Annotated in this window: 29 protein-coding genes; 20 read left to right on the plus strand and 9 right to left on the minus strand. The window is 64.9% G+C overall.

Annotated elements, in window-relative coordinates:
- Positions 1–60 precede the first annotated feature (60 nt).
- On the minus strand, positions 61–342 hold the full coding sequence (locus tag IT430_14695; GenBank protein ID MCC6909187.1) for a 4a-hydroxytetrahydrobiopterin dehydratase: 282 nt from the start codon (positions 340–342) through the stop codon (positions 61–63).
- A 53-nt stretch (positions 343–395) separates the two neighbouring features.
- On the opposite strand from IT430_14695, the gene gluQRS reads away from it, so the two are divergent.
- From gluQRS to IT430_14710, 3 genes are read left to right on the plus strand one after another with little or no spacing between them, the layout of a single operon-like run.
- On the plus strand, positions 396–1,334 hold the full coding sequence (gene gluQRS / locus IT430_14700; protein ID MCC6909188.1) for a tRNA glutamyl-Q(34) synthetase GluQRS: 939 nt from the start codon (positions 396–398) through the stop codon (positions 1,332–1,334).
- Positions 1,316–1,873: a DUF192 domain-containing protein gene (locus IT430_14705; protein MCC6909189.1), complete on the plus strand. Its 558-nt coding sequence runs from the start codon at positions 1,316–1,318 to the stop codon at positions 1,871–1,873. The genes gluQRS and IT430_14705 overlap by 19 nt, the downstream gene beginning before the upstream one ends.
- A gap of 53 nt (positions 1,874–1,926) precedes the next feature.
- Complete coding sequence (locus IT430_14710; GenBank protein ID MCC6909190.1) at positions 1,927–3,222, plus strand: SpoIIE family protein phosphatase; 1,296 nt, start codon at positions 1,927–1,929, stop codon at positions 3,220–3,222.
- 35 nt (positions 3,223–3,257) lie between these two features.
- On the opposite strand, the gene tsf is transcribed toward IT430_14710, so the two are convergent.
- From tsf to IT430_14725, 3 genes are all read right to left on the minus strand, one after another.
- Complete coding sequence (gene tsf / locus IT430_14715; GenBank protein ID MCC6909191.1) at positions 3,258–4,070, minus strand: translation elongation factor Ts; 813 nt, start codon at positions 4,068–4,070, stop codon at positions 3,258–3,260.
- 143 nt (positions 4,071–4,213) lie between these two features.
- Positions 4,214–5,098 (minus strand): 30S ribosomal protein S2, encoded by an 885-nt coding sequence (gene rpsB, locus IT430_14720; GenBank protein MCC6909192.1) that lies wholly within the window; start codon positions 5,096–5,098, stop codon positions 4,214–4,216.
- Between the two features lie 314 nt (positions 5,099–5,412).
- Entirely contained in the window at positions 5,413–6,261 is an 849-nt protein-coding gene (locus IT430_14725) for an ATP-binding cassette domain-containing protein (GenBank protein ID MCC6909193.1), read from the minus strand.
- 168 nt (positions 6,262–6,429) lie between these two features.
- On the opposite strand from IT430_14725, the gene IT430_14730 reads away from it, so the two are divergent.
- A complete protein-coding gene (locus IT430_14730; protein MCC6909194.1) occupies positions 6,430–7,143 on the plus strand; it encodes a hypothetical protein in 714 nt (237 codons plus the stop codon).
- Between the two features lie 5 nt (positions 7,144–7,148).
- Here IT430_14730 and IT430_14735 read toward each other — a convergent pair whose 3' ends face one another.
- A complete protein-coding gene (locus IT430_14735; protein MCC6909195.1) occupies positions 7,149–7,439 on the minus strand; it encodes a hypothetical protein in 291 nt (96 codons plus the stop codon).
- A 45-nt stretch (positions 7,440–7,484) separates the two neighbouring features.
- Here IT430_14735 and IT430_14740 point away from each other — a divergent pair, with 45 nt between their 5' ends.
- The 6 genes from IT430_14740 (at position 7,485) to IT430_14765 (ending at position 13,351) form a co-directional block, all read left to right on the plus strand.
- On the plus strand, positions 7,485–8,780 hold the full coding sequence (locus tag IT430_14740) for an ABC transporter permease (GenBank protein ID MCC6909196.1): 1,296 nt from the start codon (positions 7,485–7,487) through the stop codon (positions 8,778–8,780).
- A 76-nt stretch (positions 8,781–8,856) separates the two neighbouring features.
- On the plus strand, positions 8,857–10,200 hold the full coding sequence (locus tag IT430_14745; GenBank protein ID MCC6909197.1) for a hypothetical protein: 1,344 nt from the start codon (positions 8,857–8,859) through the stop codon (positions 10,198–10,200).
- 71 nt (positions 10,201–10,271) lie between these two features.
- Positions 10,272–10,742: a PTS sugar transporter subunit IIA gene (locus IT430_14750; protein MCC6909198.1), complete on the plus strand. Its 471-nt coding sequence runs from the start codon at positions 10,272–10,274 to the stop codon at positions 10,740–10,742.
- A 6-nt stretch (positions 10,743–10,748) separates the two neighbouring features.
- Positions 10,749–11,624 (plus strand): hypothetical protein, encoded by an 876-nt coding sequence (locus IT430_14755; protein ID MCC6909199.1) that lies wholly within the window; start codon positions 10,749–10,751, stop codon positions 11,622–11,624.
- Positions 11,625–11,944: 320 nt separating this feature from the next.
- A complete protein-coding gene (gene cysC, locus IT430_14760; protein ID MCC6909200.1) occupies positions 11,945–12,565 on the plus strand; it encodes an adenylyl-sulfate kinase in 621 nt (206 codons plus the stop codon).
- A 132-nt stretch (positions 12,566–12,697) separates the two neighbouring features.
- Entirely contained in the window at positions 12,698–13,351 is a 654-nt protein-coding gene (locus IT430_14765) for an acyloxyacyl hydrolase (protein MCC6909201.1), read from the plus strand.
- A gap of 72 nt (positions 13,352–13,423) precedes the next feature.
- Here IT430_14765 and pnp read toward each other — a convergent pair whose 3' ends face one another.
- On the minus strand, positions 13,424–15,571 hold the full coding sequence (gene pnp / locus IT430_14770; GenBank protein ID MCC6909202.1) for a polyribonucleotide nucleotidyltransferase: 2,148 nt from the start codon (positions 15,569–15,571) through the stop codon (positions 13,424–13,426).
- 280 nt (positions 15,572–15,851) lie between these two features.
- Complete coding sequence (rpsO, locus tag IT430_14775; protein MCC6909203.1) at positions 15,852–16,121, minus strand: 30S ribosomal protein S15; 270 nt, start codon at positions 16,119–16,121, stop codon at positions 15,852–15,854.
- Positions 16,122–16,361: 240 nt separating this feature from the next.
- Here rpsO and hutU point away from each other — a divergent pair, with 240 nt between their 5' ends.
- From hutU to IT430_14805, 6 genes are all read left to right on the plus strand, one after another.
- Entirely contained in the window at positions 16,362–18,017 is a 1,656-nt protein-coding gene (gene hutU, locus IT430_14780) for a urocanate hydratase (protein ID MCC6909204.1), read from the plus strand.
- A 6-nt stretch (positions 18,018–18,023) separates the two neighbouring features.
- Complete coding sequence (locus IT430_14785; GenBank protein ID MCC6909205.1) at positions 18,024–18,545, plus strand: hypothetical protein; 522 nt, start codon at positions 18,024–18,026, stop codon at positions 18,543–18,545.
- A gap of 162 nt (positions 18,546–18,707) precedes the next feature.
- Positions 18,708–19,208, plus strand: coding sequence for a hypothetical protein (locus tag IT430_14790; protein MCC6909206.1), 501 nt, complete (start codon positions 18,708–18,710; stop codon positions 19,206–19,208).
- 146 nt (positions 19,209–19,354) lie between these two features.
- Positions 19,355–19,717, plus strand: coding sequence for a hypothetical protein (locus IT430_14795; protein ID MCC6909207.1), 363 nt, complete (start codon positions 19,355–19,357; stop codon positions 19,715–19,717).
- Positions 19,707–20,009 (plus strand): hypothetical protein, encoded by a 303-nt coding sequence (locus tag IT430_14800; protein MCC6909208.1) that lies wholly within the window; start codon positions 19,707–19,709, stop codon positions 20,007–20,009. Before IT430_14795 ends, IT430_14800 begins: the two co-directional genes overlap by 11 nt.
- 39 nt (positions 20,010–20,048) lie before the next feature.
- A complete protein-coding gene (locus tag IT430_14805) occupies positions 20,049–20,297 on the plus strand; it encodes a VOC family protein (protein MCC6909209.1) in 249 nt (82 codons plus the stop codon).
- A gap of 169 nt (positions 20,298–20,466) precedes the next feature.
- Here the strand turns inward: IT430_14805 and IT430_14810 are convergent, their stop codons facing one another.
- Positions 20,467–20,922, minus strand: coding sequence for a transposase (locus tag IT430_14810; GenBank protein ID MCC6909210.1), 456 nt, complete (start codon positions 20,920–20,922; stop codon positions 20,467–20,469).
- 340 nt (positions 20,923–21,262) lie between these two features.
- Here IT430_14810 and IT430_14815 point away from each other — a divergent pair, with 340 nt between their 5' ends.
- The 4 genes from IT430_14815 to IT430_14830 all read left to right on the plus strand — a co-directional run bounded on the left by IT430_14815 (position 21,263) and on the right by IT430_14830 (position 24,162).
- The gene (locus IT430_14815; protein MCC6909211.1) at positions 21,263–21,781 is read left to right on the plus strand and encodes a hypothetical protein; all 519 of its coding nucleotides are present in this window, start codon (positions 21,263–21,265) and stop codon (positions 21,779–21,781) included.
- Positions 21,756–22,145 carry a DUF1801 domain-containing protein gene (locus tag IT430_14820; GenBank protein ID MCC6909212.1) on the plus strand — a complete coding sequence of 130 codons (390 nt, stop codon included), beginning with the start codon at positions 21,756–21,758 and terminating at the stop codon, positions 22,143–22,145. Before IT430_14815 ends, IT430_14820 begins: the two co-directional genes overlap by 26 nt.
- Before the next feature lie 107 nt (positions 22,146–22,252).
- Positions 22,253–22,618, plus strand: coding sequence for an ATP-dependent Clp protease adaptor ClpS (locus IT430_14825; GenBank protein ID MCC6909213.1), 366 nt, complete (start codon positions 22,253–22,255; stop codon positions 22,616–22,618).
- A gap of 164 nt (positions 22,619–22,782) precedes the next feature.
- Positions 22,783–24,162, plus strand: coding sequence for a hypothetical protein (locus IT430_14830; GenBank protein ID MCC6909214.1), 1,380 nt, complete (start codon positions 22,783–22,785; stop codon positions 24,160–24,162).
- An 86-nt stretch (positions 24,163–24,248) separates the two neighbouring features.
- On the opposite strand, the gene IT430_14835 is transcribed toward IT430_14830, so the two are convergent.
- A complete protein-coding gene (locus IT430_14835; GenBank protein ID MCC6909215.1) occupies positions 24,249–25,127 on the minus strand; it encodes a hypothetical protein in 879 nt (292 codons plus the stop codon).
- Positions 25,128–25,274: the final 147 nt, after the last annotated feature.

A 25,274-nucleotide genomic window follows, 5' to 3' on the forward strand; every position in this document is an offset into this window, starting at 1 on the left:
GGCCTGCTTGTCATCTGAGCCGTGTGTGGCGGCCGCCGTGTCGACGGAGGCTCCCGGCCCTCAGCCGTGCAACGCGTCGGCGGCCTTGGCGAAAGCGAGGTCCTTTTCCGTCACGCCGCCCGCGTCGTGGGTGCTCAGCGTGAGCGTCACGCGGTTCCAGCGCACGAGGATGTCCGGGTGATGCTGGACCTCCTCGGCGTGTTCCGCCACGCGGTTGACGAACTCAATCGCCTCGACGAAGTTCCTGAATTCAAACGTGCGGCTGATCGTGTCGCCTACGGCGGTCCAGTCCGACAACTCGTCGAGCCGGGCCTCGATCTCTGGAAATGAGAGTTTGTTCATGAGGCTGCTCCGATCTCTTCCACTCAAGTATGATCATGCAAGAGAAGTCAGCGATGTCAAGCAGCATTACCCGACTTGCTCCGTCGCCGACCGGCGCCCTGCACCTGGGCAATCTCCGCACGTTTCTGATCAACTGGGCCCTGGCGCGCCAGGGAGGCTGGCGCATCGACATGCGCATCGAGGATCTCGATGGGCCGCGCGTCCGGCCGGGCGCTGCTCAGGGTGTCCTCGACACGCTGCAGTGGATCGGCATCGACTGGGACGGGCCGGTCCTTGTCCAGTCTACGGATCTTGAGCCGTATGTCGCCGCCATGCGCGTCCTGGCCGAGATGCAGCGCGTGTACCCCTGCGAACTCACTCGTTCGGAGATCGAGGCGGCCGCGTCGGCGCCGCATGGCTCAAAGGGGGAGGTGTGCTTTCCGCCGTCGTTGCGGCCGCAGGACTTTCCAAACCGATTTGACCACGCGCAGAAAAACTGGCGTTTTGCCGTCGATAGCCGCACCATCGTCTTCGATGACGAGTTTGCAGGTCGGGTGGAGCGCTGCCCGGCACAGCAGTGCGGCGACTTCGTCGTCTGGACCCGGCGCGCTCAGCCCGCGTATCAACTCGCCGTCGTCGTCGATGACGCCCGGCAGAGGGTGACCGATGTCGTGCGCGGCGACGACCTGCTGGATTCCGCGGCCCGGCAGATCATGCTCATCGAGACCCTCGGCCTGACGCCCCAGCCCCGCTACACCCACCTGCCGCTGGTCGTGGGGCAGGACGGCCGCCGGTTGGCCAAACGCCACGGCGACACGCGCATCGAGCACTACCGCAGCCGGGGCGCGTCGCCCGAGCGCCTCATCGGCCTGATGGCGTTCTGGTGTGGAATTCAGACCCGCCGCGAGCCGATGTCGCTCAATGAGTTCCGCAACGCCTTCGAGCTGTCTACTCTTCCACGGGGAAAGACGACTTTTACGCAAGAGGATGACCAATGGCTCTGCGAAGCATGAAACCGGCCTCCCGGCTCGCGTGGCTGCCCGCGACGGCGATCCTGCTCATCAGCATCATCAGCCTGGTCGGCCTGAGAGGCTGCGATGAAGAGTCCACAGACACCTTCACCGCCAAACTCGGCGGCGAGTGGTTCACGCTCGACACCGCCATTACCCTGGCCGAGCAGAAGCGCGGCCTCGGCGGGCGCGAGTCGATTCCCGACGACGGCGGCATGATCTTCATCTTCTCGCGAGATGAAGAACGCAACTTCTGGATGCTCGACTGCCTCGTGGACATGGACATCATGTACATCGATCGCACGGGGTTCATCGTCTCGACGTACACGATGAAGGCCCAGCCGCTGAGGCAGCCCGGCGAGAGTCAGCAGCAGTACGAGCAGCGTCTGCGGGCGGATTCCTATCCGAGCAAGGGCCGGGCGCGGTACGCGATCGAACTCCGGGCCGGGCGGATGGCCGAACTGGGACTCCGCCGGGGCCAGCAGCTGGAACTCGATCTCGATCGCCTCAAGGAGCTGGCCGCATCGGCCGATGATCGCTGAGAGTGCGGCCTTTTTCCGGAACCCGGCTGCGCTCGCGCCGGCGGTTCGCAGACATGGCCACACACCACGTGCATTTCGTCGGCTTCGATCACGAGCCCGCGCTGCTCGACCCATGGCGTGGGGGCATTCTCGCGGCGTGGCCCGGGGGGCCGACGCCCACCGCCGAACAAGTCAGTATGGAACAGGCGCTGGTGCTGCTCGACGGGTCGGCGATGGATGCCTGCGTGCTGCTGCTCGCCTCGGAGCGGATCGGGTCCGCCGCCTACCAGTTGCTCGACCTGCTCGACGAACAGCGCGTGCCGACGATCATCCTCACGCGAGACCGCCGCGCGCTGAACAACCACCTCACGCCGGGCCAGGCGCTGGTGTGCGAACTTGACGAGGCTGCCGCGAGCGTGGCGATTCGACTCGACACGCTGCTGCGGCGGCAGATCACCGTCGATCGCTGCGCCGAGGAGCTGCGCATCGCCCGCCGCTGCCAGACCGGGCTCGAGAGCGAAGTTTCGCGCATCCACGACGAAATGCAACTCGCGTCGATGATTCAGCGCGAATTCCTGCCGCGATCATTGCCCGAACTCGACGACGTGCGCTTCGGCGTGTTCTACCGGCCGGCCGGGTATGTGAGCGGCGACATGTACGACGTGCGGCGGCTCGACGAGCACACGATTGGCTTTTTTCTCGCCGACGCAGTCGGCCACGGCGTGCCGGCGGCGCTGCTTACCATGGTCATCTCGCGCTGCCTGACGCTCAAAGTCGTCAGCGACGTGGATTATCGCATCGTCTCGCCGGGCGAAGTGCTGGCCCGGCTCAACGAGGAGATGCTTCGCCTGCAGAGCGCCGGCGGCCGCTTCGCCACCGCCGTCTACGGCATCATCGACACGCGCTCGCACAAGGTGACCATCGCCGGCGCGGGCCACCCGCCGCCGCGGCTCATCAAGGAAGACGGCGCTTCGATCGGGCTCGAGACCGACGGCGGGCTGCTGGGCGTCTTCGCCGACGCCACCTTCAGCGAAACGTCGCTCACGCTGCGACCCGGCGAGCGGCTCGTGCTCTTTACCGATGGCTTTGAGACCGCCTTTCCCGAAGCGGGCGCCGCCCGCCGCCAGAGGCGCCTGCCCACCGATCGCTATCTCGACTGCATGGCCCGGATCTGCGGCGGCAATCGCAGCGTCGATGAGAGCGTGGCTGAACTCGGCGTGCTCGTCGATGACCAGTCCGGCTCGCTGCACCAGATCGACGACCTCACCGCGATTATCGTTCAGTCCGACGCACCGGCCGCGGTCCAGGCGCCGCACCGCGTCAAACGGACGCGCGCGAAAGCCGGCGTCGATGCGGACCTCGCGGCCTGATTCGACGCCGGCTCAAGTTTGCTCATTAGTCGTGTTCAGCGCCCGACTTCGAAGCGCAGGAAGCGCGTCACCTTGACGCCCTTGGGCAGCACGTCCTTGACGCTCTGCTTGCCTTCAGGATCGCGAACGTACTTCTGATTGAGCAGCGTGATCTCGCCGACAAACTTGCGGATCTTGCCCTCGACCATTTTCTCGGCGATCTCGGCGGGCTTGCCGGACTCCATCGCCTCGGCCTTGGCCAATTCGCGCTGGCGGGCGATGAGATCAGCCGGCACGTCTGCGTCGGAGATGCCCTGCGGCTCGGGCTTGTGGCTGACGATGTGCATGCAGATGCCCTTGGCCGTCTCCGCATCGACCTCGCCATCGAAGGTGATGACCGCGGCCTTCTGATTGTCGAAGTGCAGGTACGAGCCGCAGCAGGGGGCCTGCAGTTTCAGCCCGCGCTTGAAGACCGTGTTCTCGCCCGTGGTAATGCGGATGTTGTCGATGATCGGCGCGATCTTCTCATTGGCGCTCGCTTCGCCCGCCGGGCCGGCGAGCACGAGTGAGGCGATGTCGTTGGCCGCCTTCTCGACCATCTCGTTACGGGCCGTGAAGTCCGTCTCGACGTTGATCTCGACAATGGCGAGGCTCTTGCGGTCGGGCGCGGTGGCGATGGCGAGTCGTCCCTGAGCCATGGCGCGATCGGCCCTCTCGTCCATCTTGCCCTTGAGTTTGGCGCGAAGCCACTCGATGGCCTTTTCCATGTCGCCGTCGTTTTCCATGAGGGCCTCTTTGCAGTCCATCATGCCCAGGCCGGTGCGCTGCCGCAGGGCCATCACGTCCTTTGCACTCACGTTGGCTGACATGCCATCATCCCTTCTTGTGATTCGGTCCGGTGCTGGCGGCGCTCAGACCTGGCGCCGCCAGTCAATCTTGATTCACTCGCGTATCCCATGCTGGCCGGACGCAGGCGCGACCGGCCGTCGTCGCCGAGTTCCCTGCGACGCGCTCAGGCCGGAGACTGGTTCGGCCCGACGGATGCCGTCGCCTCGGCGCCATGTTCATCGGAGCCTTCGGTGGGCGGGGGAGCCGATCCGTCCTTGAGGAACATGGCTCGCCGGCTGCGCCGCGGCGTGGCGGGGGAGCCGCCTTCGCCGGCTGCCCCCCGGGCGTCTTCCTCACTCTGCTGGGCCACCACCCGCTGGTTCTTGCCTTCCACCACCGCCGCGCACAGTTCGCGGATGATCACGTCGATGGAGCGCATCGAGTCGTCGTTGCCGGGGATGGGAATGTCGGCCATGTCCGGATCGCCGTCGGTGTCGATGAGGCAGATCGTGGGAATGCCGAGTTTCTTGGCTTCCATGATCGCGTTCATCTCGCGCTTGACGTCGATGACGACCATGGCGCCGGGCAGTTTGGACATGTTGCGGATGCCTTCGAGATTCCGCAGGATCTTCTTGCGCTCGCGGCGCAACTGGCTCTCCATTTTCTTGGAGTAGTTGGCGATGTCGCCGCTCTGCTCGATGTGTTCGAGTTCTTCGAGGCGCTTGAGGCGCGAGCGGATCGTGCGGAAGTTGGTGAGCGTTCCGCCGAGCCAGCGTTCGATGACCCAGTGCATCTTCACGTCGCCAACGCGCTCGCGGAGCACGTCGCGGGCCTGCCGCTTCGTGCCGACAAAGCACACGTCCTTGCCCGAGGCGACCGTCTTGGCGATGAACTTCTTGGCCAGAAGCAGCCCCTTGACGGTTTCCTTGATGTCGATGATGTGGATGTTGTTGCGCTTGCCGTAGATGTACGGCGACATGCGCGGGTTCCAGTTGGCGCTGCGCTGGCCGAAGTGGATCCCCGCCTCGATGAGGTCGGTGACGAGCGATTTGGAAGTGATCTGAGCCATGACAGAATGCTCCTTCGAGCACAGCGGCACCGGCGGATGACTGGCCAGCCCTCGGCTCGAACAGAGCACAGAGGGAATCCCGCGCCAAGGGCGCTTGGGGGGTGGAACTCGGGTCTGATTCGGTGGGAGAAAGAAGACCTCGAACCTGTTTCGTCCCCGGCCGCCACCAAGCCTCACCACGACCGGGTCCTCCGCCGCTGGCCACGGCAGAGAGGGGAGTTTATCCCCGACGCCGAGGGCGTTCAATCTCGCAGCGGCAAGCAGGCTGATCCGCGACCTCAAACCGGGGCCATGCCGCCCTAACAGATCCAGACCTAGTCCAGCCCGGGGATGCTCCATCCCGACGCGGCGTCGGGGTGCCGTTCGTGGAGGATCGGCATGACGTCAAAGTAGGGCCTGATGATCGGCGAGTCGGACTGCTCGAACTCGCTGAACGAGCCGTCGAAAAAGATGCGGCCTTCATGCAGCATGACGATCCGCGGCTCGAGGCGGTGCAGCAGGTCCTTGTCGTGCGTGATGATGACCGTCGTCCGCGCTCCGCCCGAGCGGCTCGGCCGGTGGTGCGTGTCGTGGATCAGCCGGTGAATCTGGGCCGCGTGCACGGGGTCCAGGCCGGTCGTGGGCTCGTCGTAGAACATCAGGATGGGGTCCATAGACAGCGCGCGGGCGACGGCCACGCGCTTGGCCATGCCGCCGGACAGCGCATCGCGGTCCTTTTCGAGGAGCGGCTCGATGTCCTTGAAGCCTACGGATTCGAGTACTTCAATCGCGATTGGCCGGACCTCCGCATCGGTCATGCCCTTGACCTCGCGAAACCACAGGGCGATGTTCTCAAAGACGCTGCCCGAAAAGAGCGCGTTGCGCTGAAAGACCACCGCCCAGTGCAGCCGCAGCTCGTCCATCTGCTCTTCGGTGAGGGTGGCGAGATCGACCAGGGCTGCGTCGGGGCGATCGTGATCAGCCACGAGCACGCGGCCGCGATCGGGATCCAACTGCCGGAGAATGTGCTTGAGCAGAACCGTCTTGCCGCAGCCCGAGCCGCCGACGATGGCCAGCAGGTCGCTGCGCTGGACTGTCAGATCGATGCCCTGCAGCACGGGGTGCTCGGCGAACGCCTTATGCAGGTCCTCGACGCGGATTTCGACGGGCTGGGACGGGCTCATGAGCGGACGATGATACGGGTGCCGGGCGGTTTCAGCGGGCGGCAATCCGGGAAAAGCGCCCCGATCAGTCGCTGCTGAGCCGACGCGAAAGCAGGCCGTGCTACACTCTCTCGCACAGCCGCCCAGAGGGAATCCAGGCGGTCGGCGCGCCCGACGCAGGAGGATGGCATGGCCAACGCGGTAACCGGCAAGAGCGAAAAGCCTCGAATCTACGACGAAGAAGTCGGCCTGCTGATGCAGGCGGATGAACTGGCCAACCGCATCATTCTGCTGCCCTGCGGCGATCCGCGGCAGGCAACCCCCGGCCGTCATCGCATCCGCATCCAGTGGGGCCAGCACCTGCTTTCAGACCTGCTCGCCCACAAGTACCGCACGCTCGTGTGCGGCGTCAACGCGCGCGACAACCATCAGGGGATCATCTCCCAACTGGCCCGCCTGCTGCCCGGCTGCCAGTGGAACGAAAAGTCCATCACGCACCATGCTCAGGCGTTTGCCCGCTCGCTCGAAGGCGATGAGATACTCGTGATGAAGTACGACTTCGATGCGCTCGAAGTGTTTGCCCTGCTCCGCCCGCCATCGCGCGAGCATTTCACGCTCTCGATGCTCGAGCGCGGCTTCAAGAAACTTTCCGAGATGCTCGAGAGTCGCCGCGACCGTATGCCGTGCGCTTCGGTGAGTTTCCTCGGGGCCAAGTCGAATCGGCTGGTCGGCTCCGACGGCGCCGAGCCGAGCTTTGAACGCGTGCTGCGAATCATGTTCGAGTCGGGCTATCGCGGCGATGTGTATCCGTCGCTGGGGATGTGGGAGTGTGCGCCCACGGGCGTGTTCCCGACCTACCCGTTCCCTGAAGGACTCGATCGGATGCGCGGCGGCGGTTTCTGAAGCCGTCAGCGGCCTCTCGTCAACTCCCCGTCAATCTCGGGCCACCAGCGGCGCACCGTCGCCGCGTCGAAGCGGCGCGGCAACTCGTCCGCCGGCCGATGTGCCAGCACGAATTCAACGACCTGCCGCGCGATCTCGCTGGGCGGCTCGGTGCCGCTCGACCAATGGTCGTAGTCGGCCCATGAGAGCGTCAACGCGAACCGGGCCGGATCGGCCTCCTGACCCGCGTTTACGCGCACGTCGAACTCCCAGCCCGATTCCACCTCCCGCTCGCGTTCGATTCGGATATCAGCCACCGAACTGCTCCTCGCGAGTATAATCGAGTTTCGGCAGCACCTGCAATGACCTTTCTTCTCGAGACAATCCGGCTTGGCCTCAAGAACCTGCGGCTGCACATGTTGCGCTCGCTGCTCACGGCGTTCGGCATCGTGCTGGGCATCGCCTCGGTCATCGTCATGATGGCCATCACCGAGGGATCCAAGCAGAACGCACTCAAGCAGTTCGAGGTGCTCGGGGCCCGCAACGTCATCCTCCGCTCCGTCAAGCCCGCTGAGCAGGCCAGCATGGCCGGCGGCAGCAGCGGGCAGGGCGATTTCGTGCTCTCCTACGGCCTGACGAGGCAGGACTACCGGCGGCTCCGGGCCCAGTTCGAAGACAAGGCCGAGGAGATCGTCCCCCTCAAGACCTGCGGGGCCATGGTCACGCGCGGCTCGCGGCAGATGTCCAGCCAGACGTTCGGCACGACGCCCGACCTGCCCCGCTGCGCGAACCTGCCCGTGGCCCAGGGCCGCTATCTCACCTGGCTCGATCTCGAAAGCGACGCTTCGGTGTGCGTGATCGGCCGCACCGTGGCGCTGCAGCTCTTTCCGCTTGAAGAGCCGCTGGGCAAAACGCTGCGCGTGGACGACCAGATCTTTACGGTGGTGGGGGTGCTGGCTCCCATCGGGCTTGCGGGCGGGGCCGGCAGCGCGCTGGTCGGTCGCGATCTGAACCTCGATGTGCACATCCCGCTGTCCACCGCGGAAGCGAAGTTCGGCGACATGATCATGCGCCGCAGCGCCGGCAGCCGCGAAGTCACCAACATCGAGTTGAGCGAGATCTACATCGGAATGCCCACCATCGAATCCGTGTCGCGCGGCGGGCACATGGCGGAGCGCATCATCGACATCGGCCTGCGCAAGGAGCAGGACGTCACCGTCATCATCCCCTACGAACTGCAGGAGATGGCCAAGCGGACAGCGCGGATCTGGAGCCGCGTCATGCTGTTCATCGCGGCCATCGCGCTGGTCGTCGGCGGAACGGGCATCATGAACATCATGCTCGCCTCGGTGACGGAACGCACGCGCGAAATCGGCATCCGCAGGGCCCTGGGCGCCACTCGTGGCCACATCACCTGGCAGTTCCTCGTCGAGACGGGCGTGCTGTCGCTCTTTGGCGGGTTCATCGGTATCTTCGTGGGCGTCTTCGGAGCCATGGCGCTGGGCGCGCTTCTGCCCGAGCAATTCCCGACGCAGGTGACCGGCTGGTCGATCGCGGTGAGTTTCATCGTGGCCTGCGGCGTGGGGCTGATCTTCGGGCTCTATCCGGCCAACGTCGCCGCCAGCCAGGACCCGATCGTCGCGCTGCGCCACGACTGATCGCCACGCCCGGCAAGGCAAAGTCGCAACCGGTCGGAGCAGGCCGCCGCCTATGCTCCCCGTCGTGGATCCCGGATTGGATACTTCTGAAGCCGTCGAAGCGGCCGGCGCGCGGAACGCGGCGATGCGGTTCATCGCCGAGCAGGTTCGCCGCTGGCCCGATCTCGATCTGCGCCCGCTTTCGACCGCCGGCCTCGACGAGCGCGACGCCCGGCTGGCGCAGGCGATCTGCGGTGAGACGGTGCGCCGCTGGCTCACCCTCGAGTGGCTGCTCAATGCGCGACTCAACCGGCCGCTGCGCGAGAACGAGGTCAATCTCCAGGCCGCGCTGCTCGCCGGCGCGGCGCAGATCTTCTTCCTCGAGCAGCAGCCCGATTACGCCGTCGTCAACGAAACGGTGGCGTGGACCAAGCGCCGGGTGCGCGCCAAGGCGGGCGGATTGGCCAACGCCGTGCTCCGCCGCATGATCGACTTGCGCGGCGAGATTGAGCAGGCCCGGCCCGCGCCGCAAGTCCATGCTCTTCCGCTCGCCGACGGACGCTGGCGACGGCTCAACGAACCGGTGCTGCCCGATGACCCCCTCGAACGCCTGGCAGTGCAAACGAGCCATCCGCCCGAACTCATCAAGCGGTGGAACTCGCGCTATTCGCCGCAGCAGGTCGAGCGCTTGGCGATGCACAGCCTCGTCATCGCGCCGACGTTGATCGCGAACGTGCCGCGCGACCAGGCGGAATCCGATGCGCACCTCACCGCGCACGAGTCGCCGGACGTCGCGGTCTGGTCGGGCTCGCATGCCGAACTTGTAGCTTGGCTCGCAGCGCATCCGGACTCGCGCGTGCAGGATGCGACATCGTTCGAGGTGGTGCGCCGCCTCCGCCAGGCGACCGGGCCGATGCAACTGATCGCCGACGTCTGCGCCGGCTCGGGAACCAAGACGGCCCAGCTGGCGCAGGCCTGGCCGGAGGCGACGATCGTCGCCACGGATACCGATCGACGGCGCTTCGCCATGCTGGCCGAGCGCTTCGCCGGCTCGAGCCGCGTTCAGGTCGTGCCGCGCGAACAACTCGTCGAATTCTCCGGCCGCGCCGATCTGCTGCTGCTCGATGTGCCCTGTTCCAACACGGGTACGCTCGCGCGGCGCATCGAGGCCAAGTACCGCGTCGATGCGGCGCACCTCGACTCGCTGGTCGCGCTGCAAAAGCAGATCGTGGCGGACCACCTGGCGCTGCGCCGCGACGGCGGGCTGATTGCCTACAGCACCTGCAGTCTCGAGCCGCAGGAGAACGAGGCCCAGCGTGACTGGATCAATCGCTGGCACCGCACGAGGGTAGTTACTGAGTTTTCAGTGCTGCCGGCCGGTTTGCCCGGCGAGCCCGCCGCCCGCTATCGAGACGGCGGCTACCTCGCACTGCTTGGCTAGCATAAGATAGGGGAAGCGGCCCGATTGCTCCACGCAATGGGCCGCACGCACAGACGAGGCGCGCGTTCACGATGAATCTTCTCGACATTCTCAAACTGGAATGCATCAAGGTCCCGCTCGATCACGCGGAAAAGAAAGCGGTGATCGATGAGATGGTCGATCTGCTCGCCGCCGCCAACACCATTTCCAGCCCGGCAGCGCTCAAAGAAGCGGTCTGGAGCCGCGAGCAGACGCGCACGACCGGCATCGGCCAGGGCCTGGCCATTCCGCACGGCAAGTCAGATGTGTGCGATGACCTCATGCTCGCCATCGGCAAGCCCGCGCTGCCCATCGACTTTCACAGCATCGACCGTCAGCCCGTGCGCCTCGTGGTGCTGCTGGTGAGCCCGCCGGATCAGACCAGTCGGCACATCCAGGCTCTCGCCCGCATCAGCCGCCTGATGACGCAGGACGATTTCCGCGAGGCGGTGTACAACGCCAACAGCGCCGAAGAGATCTACCGGCTGTTCGAGCAGTACGAGACCTCCGCCGCGCAGATGTGAGGCGTCATGCCCAGCCGCTGCACGATTCTTCTGCTCGCTGGTTTACTGATCGCGCCTTGCAGCTGCGCATCGCAGAAGAACGCGACGCAGGATTCGAATCAAGTTCACGCCGAGGCAGCGCCGGCCGATGCTCCATCGCAGCCGCAGGCGAATGCGGCGCCACCCGTTCGGCCGGGCGAGCCTGCCGAGCCGGCGGTCGCGCCAGCACCGACTGAAGCCGCTCAAGCCCCGCCCGCCTCCGCCGGCCCCCAGCCGCCGCGCTACGCGGACGTCGATTGGCCGCACCTGAAGATTGATCTCAACAACAAGGTCGTCGAGATCGCCGGCTACAGCGGCATCAACGAGGGATGGCTGGAGCAGATCATCTGCCTTGTGGGCAAGCGCGTGCACGAGTCGGTGCTCATCACCGAGGCGTCGCCCAGCCACATCCACGCTGCTTTGCTGCTCATCGGCCTTGAACCGGGCCGGCCGGGGTGGTGGAAGATCGATCCGGAAGACCCAGAGGGCAGGAAGTGGATCGTCGAGCCGCCCACGGGCGCGAAGGTGAGCATCACGGTCGAGTGGACCGACGAGGCGGGTCAACAGCACGAAGTGCCGGTCCGTCAGTGGGTGCGCGACTACCACACGAACGAACTGCTGCCAGACGGGCCGTGGATCTTCGGCGGATCAATGATGAAGGCCGATTACACCGGCAAGGTCGGCTACCTCGCCGACCGCACTGGTTCCATCGCTGGCCTGGTAACCTTCGGCGATGAGCTGCTCGGCTGGTGCGAAGTTCTGCCCGACCAGCAAGCCGTCATGGCCCCCGAATGGCAAGCCAACACCGAGGCGATGCCCGAGCCGTATACGCCGGTGACGATCAGGCTGCGGGCCGCCGAGTAGAGTCGATCAGCTTCGGCGACGATGACGTTCACGATGCATCAGACTTCGCGATGCTCGTGGCGGGGCGAGGCGTGAACGATTTCAGAGCCCGCTCCCTTGAGAGTGATCGGGATCCGCCACTGGCCCTGGATCGCGACAACGTCGGCCATTCCGGATGCTCAGAGTGCATCGGGACCGGGTCGAGGCCATTGCGGATGAGACCTGATTTCGCCCCCCGCCGGACCCACGCCGGACCGGGGCTGCTGTTCAAAGTTCTCCGCCGCGCCTACCCTTGCCGTCCACGAATTCCCGATCAAAAGCCAATCCACAGCGAGGGGACCATGACGCAGCAGAAGGCGACGAACATTCACTGGCACGAAGGCGAAGTCAGCCGCGACGAGCGCTGGAAGGCGCTCGGACAGAAAGGCTGCGTGCTCTGGTTCACCGGCCTCTCAGGCTCGGGCAAGTCCACCATCGCTTGCGCCCTCGAGTCGGCCCTGGTCAACCTCGGCCATCACTGCTACCGCCTTGACGGCGACAACATCCGCTTCGGCCTCAACAAAAACCTCGGCTTCAGCGCCGAGGATCGCGCCGAGAACATCCGCCGCATCGGCGAGGTCGCCAAACTCTTTGCCGACGCGGGCATCATCACGCTGACCAGCTTCATCAGCCCCTACCTCCGCGATCGCCAGACCGCCCGCGAGGCCTGCGAGAAGGGCGGCATGAAGTTCTTTGAGGTGTACGTCGAAACGCCGCTCGAAGTCGCCGAGGCGCGCGACCCCAAGGGCCTCTACAAGAAGGCCCGCGCCGGCGAGATCAAGGGCTTCACCGGCATCGACGACCCGTACGAAGCGCCCGAGCGGGCCGAACTCGTTCTCAACACCGCCGACATGTCGCTCGATGAGGAAGTCATCGCGCTGGTGGACTTCCTCTCGACGCAGGGCATCATCAAGAAGCGCTGAGCACATCTGCACGACTCAGATCATTCCGCCCGGCGGCTCGCCTGCGAGTCGCCGGGTTTTGCTTTGGGGCGCGGCCGGCTTCGGTGGGCATATCCTCTGCGCCCGTTTCGCCAACCCCTTGGAGAGACCGACATGAAGCGCCGCCTCACCTGCCTGTTCATTGCCACCCTCGCCGCATCCGCCGCGTCCATGGCGCACGGCGATGACGACTTCGACTGGCTCGTCACTGGCGACCTCCTCGTGACACAGCCGGATGTGCCGGCATCGAACGCGGGAGATTCGTTCGTCCCCACTGAGCCCGTCGCGGCCTTTGGTGAGCCTGAAACCTGGCGATGGGGGGTGTACGGCGGCGCCGCATCGGACCTGGAGAGCGCCGAGCACTACAACCTGCACTTCACCGCCGAGTACTTCTTCGCCCGCGATATCAGCGTCAATCTCGAACTGGGTCTGTTCCACTTCGACCAGCTCGACGACTCCTGGGGCGCCAACTTCAACACGCTCTTGCGCTGGCACTTGCTCAAGCGCGACACGTGGACGCTCTACGCCGACGCGGGCGCGGGCGTGCTCTATGCCGATACGAACGTGCCTGAGAGCGGGACCGAGTACAACTTCACGCCCCAGGCCGGCGTCGGCGCCACCTTCGCGCTGGGCGACGGCGGCGCCCGCCTCATGACCGGCGTGCGCTGGCATCACATCTCCAACGCCCGCACCCAGGGCGAGCGGAACAATCCCGGCCGCGACTCGGTGATGGGCTACGTTGGCATCTCGTTTCCGTGGGGGAACTGAGGCACGGGGCGCAATCACAAGCGGCCGCGCCCGGTGGGCGCGGCCGCTGGCATTTCGTCTGCATCACCACGCTTATGACGCGGCCGGCTGCTCCTGCTTGGCTTCGTCCTTGAGCACGGCCTTGCGGCTCAACTTGATGCGGCCCTGGTCGTCGATCGAGATCACTTTGACCTTGATCGTGTCGCCGAGTTTGACCACGTCGCCCACGTTCTTGACGAAGCCATCGGCCAGTTCCGACACGTGGCACATGCCGTCGGTGCCGGGGGCGATCTCGACGAAGCAGCCAAAGTCCTTCACGGCCACGACCTTGCCGGTGTAGACCGTGCCGACCTTGACCTCGGCGGTGAGGGCTTCGACCTCGGCCTTGGCCTGGGCCGCCGCTTCGCCGTTGGCGGTGGCGATCATCACCGTGCCGTCGTCTTCGACGTCGATCGTCGCGCCGGTGCGCTCCTGGATCGCGCGGATCGTCTTGCCGCCCGGGCCGATGAGTTTGCCGATGTTGTCCGGGCTGATGCGCAAGGTGATGATGCGCGGCGCCAGCGGGCTGATGTCCGACCGCGGCTCGGCGATAACCTTGTGCATCTCATTGAGCAGGAACATTCGGCCCTCGTGCGCCTGGGCGAAGATCTGCGTGATCTGTTCGAAGTTCAGGCCCCGTGCCTTGAGATCGAGTTGGATGCCCGTGATTCCTTCGCGCGTGCCGCAGATCTTGAAGTCCATGTCGCCGAAGAAGTCTTCCTCGCCGATGATGTCGGTGATGTAGGTCTCTTCGCCGGTGTCTTCGTCGGTGACCCGGCCAATCGAGATGCCCGCAACCGGGTTCTTGATCGGCACGCCTGCGTCCATGAGCGCCAGCGTCCCGCCGCACACCGACGCCATCGACGACGAGCCGTTGGACTCGGTGATGTCAGACACGACGCGGATGGTGTACGGGAAATCTTCCGGGTCCGGCAGCACGCCCACGAGGCTGCGCTCCGCCAGGGCGCCGTGGCCGATTTCGCGCCGGCCAGGGCCCATGATCCGCTTCGCCTCACCCGTGCAGAAGGGCGGGAAGTTGTAGTGCAGCACAAACTTCTTGGAGTACTCGGGAAGCAGCCCGTCGATGATCTGCTCGTCGCGCGACGTGCCCAGCGTGCACGAGACGAGCGACTGCGTTTCGCCGCGCTGGAAGAACGCCGAGCCGTGCGTGCGCTGGAAGATGCCCACTTCCATTTCAAGCTGGCGGATCTGCCTGAGATCGCGTCCATCGGCTCGGATGCCCTTCTTGGCCAGCAGGCGGCGAGCCGTCTTCTTCTCGAGTTGCCGAATGGCCTCCTTGCACTGCGTGACCTTCAGAGCATGGGCCACGTAGTCGCTGTAACTGCTTCCCGTCGGTGCGGCACATTGGGTCGCCATGAACTCCTCGGCGATGGCCGCGATGCGATCGGACCGCTCCTGCTTGCCGGGGATCTGCCGCGCCTCGGTCATCTTCTCGCCGAGTTCGCGCTTGACGAGATCCATGATCTCATCGGGTACGGCGACGAGTTCGCCGACGACCTTGGGCTGACCCGCCTTCTCGGCCAGTTCGCCGATGAGGCCCAGGATGTCCTTGATGTGTTCGTAGCCAAACTTCATCGCCGCGATGACATCCGCGTCGGCCACTTCCGCCGCGCCGACCTCGATCATGTTCAGGCCGTCCTTGTGGCCGGAAAGCACGAGATCGATGTCCGAGTACTCGAGTTGCGCGCTGGTGGGGTTGATGACAAACTGGTCATCGATTCGTCCGACACGCACCGTGGCGATCGGCCCTTCGAATGGGCAGTTGCTGATGGCCAGGGCGGCCGATGCTGCGGTGCCCGCCAGCACGTCCGAGTCGTTAAGCGTGTCATGGCTCATGACCCAGCACTGGATCTGTACTTCCTCGATGAACCCGTCGGGAAAGAGCGGGCGGATCGGCCGGTCGATCAGCCGCATCGTGAGGATTTCTTTTTCGTTGGGGGCGCCTTCGCGTTTGCGAAAGCCGCCAGGGAACTTGCCCGCGGCGGGGGTCTTCTCGCGGTAATCGACGGTCAGGGGGAAGAAGTCCAGACCTGGGCGGGCCGGGGCGCGGACGACCGTCGCCAGCACCGTCGTGCCGCCGTAGGTCGCGAGCACGGCCGCGTTGGCCTGCCGCGCGATGCGACCTGTTTCCAGTGTGAGGGTGCGGCCGCCGATTTCACGTTCGATTCGAATAACTGCCATGATGTGTTTGCTGTCCCTTCTTGGGTCAGTCCGCCAAAGTGAGGCGCCGGAGCGGTGATCGATCCACGATCACCTCCGACGAGCGTTCACCTGGGTGGCCAGTGTCTGTCATTAGGCCCGAGCGTCCGACTTCATCGCCAAGCGCGATGAGCCGACAGATCGATCGCCCCGCCGCGATGCGCACCGCAAAGGTGCATGATCGCACAGCCCGCAGTGGGCTGCCGCAGCGAAGGCGAGAAAAGTCGAAGCAGCCGGATGCGCACCAGAGAAACGCTCCCGGCTACTTGCGCAGGCCCAGTTTTTCGATGAGTTTGAGATACCCGTCGCGATCGGTGCGCGAGAGGTAGCGCAGGAGCCGGTTTCGCTTGCCGACCATCATGAGAAGGCCGCGGCGGCTATGGTGATCCTGGCGGTGGTTCTTGAGGTGTTCGGTCAGATCCGTCACGCGGGCGGTGAGCACGGCAATCTGAACTTCCGGCGAGCCGGTGTCGTTGTCGTGTCGCCCGTGGTCGGAAATGACCTTGGTTTTGGCGGCGGGAGCAATGGCCATCGAAGGGGTCCTCGTCTCTTTTTTCAGTGTTACCGTCTTGCGATTCTTATCCGGGATGATATTCCCGCTCCCGGCAGGGGGCAACGCGGCCGGCCGGGAGTGGGCCGGGCCGGAGGCGGCCCAGAGGGGTCGAGGTGCCCGATTGTTCCCGTTCAGGCTTGATTCCCGCCGATCTTCGACCACAGTAGAGGAGGGTGTCGGCCACCGTCCCGGCCTGTATGATCGAAGGGGGAGGACCTCATGACCACCGCGACCCACCACCACATCTCGGCGCCGCGCGGCACGCAGCGCACCTGCCGGACCTGGCAGGCCGAAGCCGCCATGCGCATGCTCATGAACAACCTCGATCCCGCCGTCGCCGAAGACCCGGATCATCTCATCGTCTACGGCGGCCGGGGCCAGGCGGCCCGGTCGTGGGAGGCGTACGAAGCGATCATCGCGGCGCTCAAGGATCTCGCCGCCGACGAGACACTGCTGGTGCAGTCCGGCAAGCCCGTGGGCGTCGTCCGCACGCACGAAGACGCGCCGCGCGTGCTCATTGCCAATTCCAACCTCGTGCCGCACTGGGCCACGCAGGATCACTTCGACAGCCTCTGCGCCCGCGGGCTCATGATGTTCGGCCAGATGACCGCCGGGTCGTGGATCTACATCGGCACGCAGGGCATCGTCCAGGGCACCTACGAAACCTTCGCCGAGGCGGCGCGCCAGCACTTCGGCGGCACGCTCAAGGGTCGCGTGTGCCTCACCGCCGGCTGCGGCGGCATGGGCGGCGCGCAGCCGCTGGCCATTACCATGAACGAAGGCGTCTGCCTCATCGCCGACGTCGATCCCGCGCGCCTCGAGCGCCGCTGCAATGACCGCTATCTCGATGAAGTGGCCTCATCGGTGGACGACGCCATCGAACGCGCGCTGCGATACGCGCAGCAGGGCCGGGCCGTCTCCGTCGGCGTCGAAGAGAATGCGGCGGATCTGTACGAGTCGCTGCTGGCGCGCGGCATCACGCCCGACGCCGTCACCGACCAGACCTCGGCCCACGATGTGCTCTCCTATGTGCCTTCGGGTCTCACTGTCGACGAGGCGGCGTATCTGCGCGGGCACGACCCGCGCGAGTACGAGCGCCTCAGCCTCAACACCATGACGCGCCACGTCCGGGCCATGGTCGAGTTTCAGAATCGCGGTTCGGTTGTTTTCGATTACGGCAACAACATCAGGCAGCGCGCTTACGACAACGGCTTCGGCGACGCATTTGCGTTTCCCGGCTTTGTGCCCGCGTTCATTCGGCCGCAGTTCTGCCGCGGCCGCGGGCCGTTCCGGTGGGTCGCGCTCTCGGGCGACCCGGCGGACATCCGCGCCACGGACGAAGCGATCCTCCAGCTCTTCCCGCACGACGAGTCTCTGCACCGCTGGATCCGCATGGCGCAGGAGCGCATCAGCTTCCAGGGCCTCCCCGCGCGCATCTGCTGGCTCGGCCTTGGCGAGCGCGACAAGGCCGGCCTCGCCTTCAACGAACTCGTGCGGACCGGAAAGGTCCGGGCGCCGATCGTCATTGGACGCGATCACCTCGACTGCGGCTCGGTCGCCAGCCCGAACCGCGAGACCGAGGGGATGAAAGACGGCACCGACGCCGTGAGCGACTGGGCGATCCTCAACGCGCTCGTCAACACCGCCAGCGGCGCCAGCTGGGTGAGTTTCCATCACGGCGGCGGCGTGGGCATCGGCTTCTCGCAACACGCCGGCCAGGTCATCGTCGCCGACGGCACCGAAGCCGCAGCCAAACGCCTCAAACGCGTTCTCACCAACGACCCGCTCATGGGCGTCCTCCGCCACGTCGATGCAGGATACGACGAAGCGAAGCAGTGCGCGGTGGAGCAAAGCGTGCGCGTTCCGATGGGGTGAGCGCTCATGCCGAACATTCGCTGGGCACGATTCCTCGGCTCGATTGTCGTGATGTACGCGGTGCTGGTGGTTGGGTCGCTCGGAGCAGCACTGATGATCGTCCCGGAGTGGTGGTCGTTGGCATTCGCTCTATCACATCTGCCGATGTCCGCCGTAGGCGGCTACATCATTGCCTCATTGTGGCCGCAACGACCGTGGGTCCGCCATCTTGTGTTCTGGGTCGTATTTCTCGGCTGGGTAGGAGTGTTCGTTCAGGTTGCGTTTTTCGGCCCGCCCGGAGGAGCCGCCGATGGAGCCGATCAATTGGCGCGAATGTTCCTGCCGATAATCGCCGCAGGCGCACTCCTGCCTTATGCCCTCGACCAGTGGCTGGGGATTTGCGATCCGCGGCGACTGACGCGAAGGCCGGGTAATGCCTGTCCGTCGTGCGGATATCCGATTGGCGTGTCGTCCGTCTGCACGGAGTGCGGCACATCGCTGCCCCAGAGCAATCGCGCATCGTCGGCAGCACAGGGGGGATCGTCATGAGTGACCCGGATAGCCCTAATCTCCGCGATGCCCTGCCCCACGATGATCCAGCGGCTTGTCCTGGCTGCGGCGCTCGGCTCGTTTGACGTCTTCCACGCGATCGCACCTCGCTCAATCGCCATGCTCGAACTACGGTTATGCTGTGTCCGCGGCATCGCGAGTGTGAGCCGACAGTTCACGGAAACTATCAGGAGCGTCGCCATGAAACCGCTGATTGCCCTGCTTGTGACCGTCATCATCATCGCGGCGATCGTCGCCTTGGTCATGTTCTTTCGGACCGGTTCGAAGGAAGGACCTGCGCCAGCAGTCGGCGACGCGACAGAGATCAGCGCGTCACTTGGACGGCTGCTCGGGCGCTCGACAGCCACGGATGACTGCTTTGTCATCATCAAAGAGAAGTCATCAGATAAGTTCGTTCAATTCAGCGGCTCAGTCGAAGAACCGCTGCTTCTCAATCTTCCGGCCCAGTCGCTCTCTGCCGCGGAGCGCGGCCGCGCCGAGGCGCTTTTCAAAACGTTGGATGCGCAGGCCGACCTGATCGAGGATTCCTTCTACGTCAACTTCGATCGCGACGCAACTGCCGCTTCTGCAGCGGCGATAGCTGTATTTCGGGAGGTATACCAGCTTCCCGAAGAGATTGAACTCACGATCACAGAAGAGTGAGGCGTGACGAGCCGTTGGTCCACCAGCGATGCGCAGTTCGCTCAAAGCCTCAAGGGAGCTGATCGATCCTGACCCGCCGCCGCAAGATCATCCTCGCCATCTCAGCCGCCGCGCTCGCTGTCGCCGCGTGGATCGGCTACAGGACGGTGTACACCCTGCGCCACCTCCCCGAGGCCTACGCCGCGTGGGACACGGGCACGCTGCTCGTGGAGTATCTGAAGCTCCACGATGATCGCTGGCCGACCTCGTGGGAGGACTTGCTCACGGTGCTGGAGTCCTCAGGTGCGGAGGACATCACTCTGTATGGAGCGCAGGCCGGCGACATGCAGTACGCCCGCTCGCTTCGCGAAGTGGTCGCAATAGACTGGAGCGTTGACACCGCGCAGCTCGATCACGCCTCGCCGGTGACTCGCCCCGACGGCAGCCCATTCCCCGTCCTCTGGCAGAATGCGGATCCGAACGAGATGCTTCGCGAGTATCTGAAGTCGAACGCGAGCAATGATCACTAAAGATCAGCCCCTGCGAGGAGCACGTTCCACGGCGAGTTCACGCATCATCTTCTACTCGTATGTCCTTGGCGTCGCGTCCATGCTCGCCGCGCTGTATTGCTCCACCGTCACGATTGCGGGCAACGACTATCAATCGGTACTGCGGTGGGGGATAGGCTTCGCGGCGCTGTCTTGCGGGTGCTTTGGCGTCGTTGTCGTGCGCGGATCGTGGTCCTGGCGCCTCGCTGCGATCATCTGGTCCATGCCGCTTGTCTATGTGGTCTCCGAGACGAGTCGACGCGGAGGTTTCTGATCGTCAGCACCCGGTTCGGAGGGATCGGTCACCCGCGCCATCTTCACACTCGACGGCCGGTCATTCATGGCCATCGACAGCCCGGCCAAGCACGACTTCACCTTTACGCCCTCGATCTCGCTGTTCACGGAGTGCAAAGAGGACGCCGAGTTTGATCGATTGTTTGCAGCCATAGGCGAAGGTGGCAAGGTCGTGATGCCGCCGAACAACTACGGCTTCAGCGCCAGATTCGCCTGGTGCGCCGATTGCTTCGGCGTGTCATGGCAACTTAACTGGCAGGGCGAATGAAGCACCCAACCAGACCGACGCGCCAGCGAGGACGAATACAGTACCAAACCCACGACGATCCTCTTTGCGGTCGCGTCAGTCTGATCCAGAGCTTCTGAGACACACCCGAAACCAGACCGACGCGCCAGCGAGGAGGATCACCATCGAGCGATCTTCGCCGTTGAGCCTCCTACTGGCGATTGAGCACATACTCGATCGCCGCCTCCAGGCTCGCTTCGTCATTGATCCATCGTGTCGAGCCGTGCGGGGTCCACCACTTGCGAGAGTGTCCGGACATCTCGTTCAGACGCCGCGAGCACCACGCCTTGAATTGCTCCATCACGGTCTCCGGCGCCGCGTCGGATGCGTTTACAACCACATGCACATGATTCGTTCGCACATTGACGGCCAGCGCTTTCCACTTGCGGATGTTGCAATGGGCCGCGATCGTCCGATGGACCAGTCGGCGCTGATCGTCGCCGAGGAGGACGGCCTCATCGCGAAGCGCCAGATACTCCCGCTCGTTGCGAAGTCTGTCGGGTTCCTGTATTCCCGCCTTGCCTCGCTCGACGAACCCACGTTCATCCCCGTGCAGCCACGTTCCCTTCGTAGTCCAGGAGATGAAGTAGGCCAGAGGTGCCGACATCACCTGATGGTACCGCAATGGGAGGAGGGCATCGTCTCATAGCGCCGAGACTGATGCCGGTTTGAATCGTCCTCGCTCGCGCGTCGGTCTGGTTCCTCCCGCGTAGACTCGATCGATGAATCTCCGCTGGCTGTTTGGAAACCCAGCAGGCGCACAACTTCATGGCGTGTCGCGGACCCAGAAGCTCGAGCTTTGGGATCGCCGCATGCGAGACTGTAGGTCGCGGCCGACCAAAGCACGCAGTTTCCGCCCCCTTGGCTTACAAGCCATGTAACGTAGGTCGAGAACCATTCGTCCTCGCTGGCGCGTCGGTCTGGTTCCTGCCGTGTAAACTCCACCGATGCACCTCCGCTGGCTGCTGGGCAATTTCACCGATCCGCAGTACCACATCCCGCGGCGCGAGCAGTTTCGGCTCTCCAGCATCGCCCACGCCAGGTACCTGCCCGCGGGCGCTTTCTTGGGGCGCACGGCGCTGATCCTGCTTCCGCTCCTTGTGGGTTTCAATCTCATCGAGCCGATGCTCGGGTGGCTCGGCTACGCAGGACGGACCGGGCCCACCGCTTTTGCCTACGTGATTCTGGTGCTGGTCTTCTGGCCGTGGTGCGCCTGGATGTACCGCTCGCTCTACGTTCGCCCGATCCGCCGCGCCATGCGCGCCGCCGGCTACGACCTGTGCATCAACTGCGGCTACGAACTGCGCGGCTTGAGCGAGAGAATCGACCGCTGCCCTGAGTGCGGCCAGACGCGCGAGGCGGCGGCCCGCGCCGAACCCCGAGCCGCCAGTCCCGCGGCGCACCATCCAACCAGCCATCCATCGCACGAAACAGATCAACATGCCTCCGCCTCGCCTCGCCGCTGATCAACTCCGCGACCACCTGCTGCTCGAATCGGATGCGACGCGCCGGCTCGTTGAGCATTTGCGCCGTGTCGTGCTGCGCGCGGCCCCGCAGGCCGCCGAGGCGATCAAGTTCGGCGCGCTGTCCTACTTCCACCTCGATGCGCCCTTCGGCTCGATCGGCGGCAACATCTGCATGATCGACATCAAGCGCGGGCAGGTCACGCTTGGCTTCATCCTCGGCGCCGAGCTGCACGACCCGCACGGGCTTCTCCGCGGCAGCGGCAAGTCCAAGCGCTTCGTGCCCATCGCCGACCGGAACGCCGCCGCCGACCCGCGCCTGGTCGCACTGATTCGGGATTCCGCCGAGCGATCACGGCCCGACTGAGCCCTGCCGCGTCTGAACCGCCGGAGCAGGCGGGTGAGGGCGAGAATCTTGGCCCAGCTGCCCACAAAACGCTTGCACAACGCAGTCCAATCTGGTACATTCCAGACATGGGTGAAACGGCAACTGTCGAACGCACGCAGACTCGCCCCGCATCAGCAGCCAGGCGCGAGGTCAAGCAGCCGCCGCTGTGGCACGTCGTGCTGCACGATGACAACGACCACACGTACATCTACGTCATGCGCATGCTCCAGCACCTGTTCATCAAGGGCTTCGAGGAGAGTTTCCGCATGGCGCAGCAGGTCGATACGCAGGGCCGCGTCATCTGCGACACCTGCCACAAGGAGCGGGCCGAGTTCAAGCGCGACCAGATCCTCAACTACGGGGCCGACATTCTCCTGGCCCGCTGCAAGGGATCGATGACGGCGACGATCGAGCCCGCGTGGTCGGATGATGATCACAGCAAGGGCGATTAACACTGACCGAACCTGATCGGCCGCGCGAGAGCCACTCACTGGTCGGCGCGTGCAGGACTACACTGCTCATGAACCCGGCCGGTCGCCGAGCCGAGTCACCACTGACGTCCGCGCAGCGCGACTGCTGCGAGGTAAATCCATTGCCAATGAGGAGTAGAAAGATCATGAGAGAGAGATTCTTCCGGTTCATCAACCGCACGCGCATCGCGCTCGCGTCCGCCGCGGCCTGCCTGGCGCTCGCCGCCGCCCCGAGCCTCGCGCAGAACTACATCCGCACCCAGATCCCTTCGCTGGGCGGAGCGGAGACCTACGTCGCCGATGTCAATGAACTCGGTCAGGTCGTCGGCCGATCGTTCACGAGCGGATTTTCCAACATGCGCGCGTACAAGTGGTCGCCCAGCACCGGCAGCCTCAACCTCGGCACACTATCGGGAGGGGGCGACAGCGAGGCGTGGGCGATCAACAACACCGGCACGGTGTGCGGCATCGCCACCAATTCCTCCGGCCATCGACGAGCTGTCAAGTGGGTCGGCACTGTCATCATCCAACTCCCCAACCTCGGCGGCAACCAGAGCGGCGCCCTGGGCATCAACGAACACGGCGACATCGTCGGCTACTCCGAAACCGGCGGCACCGATCCCAACGGCTACCCCATTCGGCACGCGGCACTCTGGCCTAACAGCGGCGGCATCGTCGACCTCGGCGTGCTGCCCGGCGGCGACACCCACTCCTACGCCTACGACATCAACAACTACGGTGTCGCCTGCGGCTACTCCGATGACGGTCCCGCCGGCGCCTTCGTCCGCCATCCCGTCAAGTTCGAGAACGGCGGGGTGCAGAACCTCGGGTCGCTCGGCGGCACCTTCGGCCACGCCTGGGCCATCAACGACAAGAGCGAGATCAGCGGCGACTCCTACCTCTCGGGCAACTCCGTCACCCGCGCCTTCAAATGGTCCAATGGCGTCATGATGGACGTCGGCACGCTCCAGAACTCCTACAGCATCGCCCTGGACATCAACATCTTCGGCCAGATGTGCGGCATCTCGCCGCGCACCCTGCCGCGCGCCGTCCGCTGGGTCGGCGCCAACAACACCATCCAGGACATCAACAACTTTCTCCCCGGCGGCAGCCCCAGCATGGACCGGGCGGAAGGTGTTAACGGCGTCGGCCAAGTGGTTGTCGAAGACACCTCCGCCGACAGCCACCTGCTCACGCCGCCCGTCAAGCAGTTGCCGCTCTACGGGCCTGACCCCGGCGTCGCCGGCGCCAACAACCGCTTCACCGTCTACGGCGCCACGCCCGGCGCGACCATTCGGCTCTACTGGAGTCTGCGCGCGGGTTCGACCAACGTACCCGGCTGCCCGGGCCTCGTGCTTGACATGAATAGCGTGCGATTGGGTGCAACCATGACTGCCGACCCCAGCGGCCGCGCCAGCGTCGTGGGCTTCACCTCGCCGGCGGCGCACGGCCGGACCATCCGATACCAGGCGCTCGAGTACAGTTCCTGCCGCACGAGCAATCGCGTGGATTTCGCCTATCCCTGAGCGCCCGCACACCAACGAAACGACAAGGGACGGCTCGAATGAGCCGTCCCTTTCTTGATGAATTCAATTCAACAGGAAGCGCCACACTACGGCAACTGCACGACGTTGCTCGTGTCGCACGGCGAATCGACGACCACCAGTTGCAGGTAGCCGCCGCACGCGCCCGTGCCGATGTTACCGTTCACCTGGCCGCTGCCATTGGCGCCGGTGCCGATGGTCCGCGCCAGTTGGAGTTGGTTCGTTCCGAGTCCCAATTGGGTGCCGGCACACGGGCCGTTTGGAATCACGTAGGACCCGGTCATGCGGGAGAAGACCACGCCCATCTGCCGATTGGCCGTGGCTCCGTTCCAACTGAGCGTGATCTGCCCTGGACATGTGCCGGTGACGCGCAGCGACACGCCTTCCGTCGAATACTCGACGGTGAGCACGGGCGGCTGCGGGCTCGCGTCGGCCCCGTGCCAGTAGACGTAGCTGTAGGAGGTCTGAATGTTGCGCATCACGATGGTCAGGTAGCCGTCGGCGATGTCCGCCGACCAGTCGGCGGCGCCGACGTCGATCTCCCAGTCGAACGGGATCAGGCTGCCGGAAGGAAAGTTGTTGTAGACCGCGGAAATCGTCTCCCCGAGGCCCGGGTGCGGGTTCGTCGGCCCGCGCGACCACGAGTCGTCCGAAACGCGGTAGAGCTGAACCTGCGGATCGCTGTACGGGTTGTTGAATCCCTCCTCGTGGTACGTGCGAAGGTTCATGGCGATGATCTGCGCGCCGCTGGGAATCTGGCTGAAGTCGAACTTCAGGAAGCCGTCAACGAAGCGACTGTTCCAGTACGCGCGCAGGCGATTGTCATTCCAGTTCTCATTGGTCGATGAGATGCACTTGGAATCGACCGCGACGAGGTCCACGATCTGCGCCTGCGCCGCAGAGGTGATGGCAGCCAGAGCCACGGTCGCCAGAGCCAGGTGTTTCATGATCTCTCTCCTGTGATTTGCCCCCGCCCCCGGACCGGCAACACGCGTTGCAGCCCGGTCGCGTCGGTGCAAAGTACCAGAATTCGCCCGATCTGTCAAGGGCCGTCGGCGGTGTCGGGCAATTCACCCTGAATCAGGCCGCGGATC

The organism is Phycisphaerales bacterium (genome assembly GCA_020852515.1).
GTDB lineage: Bacteria > Planctomycetota > Phycisphaerae > Phycisphaerales > UBA5793 > UBA5793.

Excerpts from the sequence above, each read along its gene's own strand:
- IT430_14815 (MCC6909211.1), top strand. The coding sequence starts at position 21,263 with ATGCACCTCCGCTGGCTGCTGGGCAATTTCACCGATCCGCAGTACCAC.
- IT430_14830 (MCC6909214.1), top strand. The coding sequence starts at position 22,783 with ATGAGAGAGAGATTCTTCCGGTTCATCAACCGCACGCGCATCGCGCTC.
- IT430_14750 (MCC6909198.1), top strand. The coding sequence starts at position 10,272 with ATGAATCTTCTCGACATTCTCAAACTGGAATGCATCAAGGTCCCGCTC.
- IT430_14740 (MCC6909196.1), top strand. The coding sequence starts at position 7,485 with ATGACCTTTCTTCTCGAGACAATCCGGCTTGGCCTCAAGAACCTGCGG.
- IT430_14725 (MCC6909193.1), bottom strand. The coding sequence starts at position 6,261 with ATGAGCCCGTCCCAGCCCGTCGAAATCCGCGTCGAGGACCTGCATAAG.
- gluQRS (MCC6909188.1), top strand. The coding sequence starts at position 396 with ATGTCAAGCAGCATTACCCGACTTGCTCCGTCGCCGACCGGCGCCCTG.
- IT430_14785 (MCC6909205.1), top strand. The coding sequence starts at position 18,024 with ATGCCGAACATTCGCTGGGCACGATTCCTCGGCTCGATTGTCGTGATG.
- IT430_14705 (MCC6909189.1), top strand. The coding sequence starts at position 1,316 with ATGGCTCTGCGAAGCATGAAACCGGCCTCCCGGCTCGCGTGGCTGCCC.
- IT430_14800 (MCC6909208.1), top strand. The coding sequence starts at position 19,707 with ATGATCACTAAAGATCAGCCCCTGCGAGGAGCACGTTCCACGGCGAGT.
- IT430_14810 (MCC6909210.1), bottom strand. The coding sequence starts at position 20,922 with ATGTCGGCACCTCTGGCCTACTTCATCTCCTGGACTACGAAGGGAACG.
- hutU (MCC6909204.1), top strand. The coding sequence starts at position 16,362 with ATGACCACCGCGACCCACCACCACATCTCGGCGCCGCGCGGCACGCAG.
- IT430_14765 (MCC6909201.1), top strand. The coding sequence starts at position 12,698 with ATGAAGCGCCGCCTCACCTGCCTGTTCATTGCCACCCTCGCCGCATCC.
- rpsO (MCC6909203.1), bottom strand. The coding sequence starts at position 16,121 with ATGGCCATTGCTCCCGCCGCCAAAACCAAGGTCATTTCCGACCACGGG.
- IT430_14820 (MCC6909212.1), top strand. The coding sequence starts at position 21,756 with ATGCCTCCGCCTCGCCTCGCCGCTGATCAACTCCGCGACCACCTGCTG.
- IT430_14710 (MCC6909190.1), top strand. The coding sequence starts at position 1,927 with ATGGCCACACACCACGTGCATTTCGTCGGCTTCGATCACGAGCCCGCG.
- IT430_14835 (MCC6909215.1), bottom strand. The coding sequence starts at position 25,127 with ATGAAACACCTGGCTCTGGCGACCGTGGCTCTGGCTGCCATCACCTCT.
- IT430_14755 (MCC6909199.1), top strand. The coding sequence starts at position 10,749 with ATGCCCAGCCGCTGCACGATTCTTCTGCTCGCTGGTTTACTGATCGCG.
- IT430_14695 (MCC6909187.1), bottom strand. The coding sequence starts at position 342 with ATGAACAAACTCTCATTTCCAGAGATCGAGGCCCGGCTCGACGAGTTG.
- IT430_14825 (MCC6909213.1), top strand. The coding sequence starts at position 22,253 with ATGGGTGAAACGGCAACTGTCGAACGCACGCAGACTCGCCCCGCATCA.
- pnp (MCC6909202.1), bottom strand. The coding sequence starts at position 15,571 with ATGGCAGTTATTCGAATCGAACGTGAAATCGGCGGCCGCACCCTCACA.
- cysC (MCC6909200.1), top strand. The coding sequence starts at position 11,945 with ATGACGCAGCAGAAGGCGACGAACATTCACTGGCACGAAGGCGAAGTC.
- rpsB (MCC6909192.1), bottom strand. The coding sequence starts at position 5,098 with ATGGCTCAGATCACTTCCAAATCGCTCGTCACCGACCTCATCGAGGCG.
- IT430_14730 (MCC6909194.1), top strand. The coding sequence starts at position 6,430 with ATGGCCAACGCGGTAACCGGCAAGAGCGAAAAGCCTCGAATCTACGAC.
- tsf (MCC6909191.1), bottom strand. The coding sequence starts at position 4,070 with ATGTCAGCCAACGTGAGTGCAAAGGACGTGATGGCCCTGCGGCAGCGC.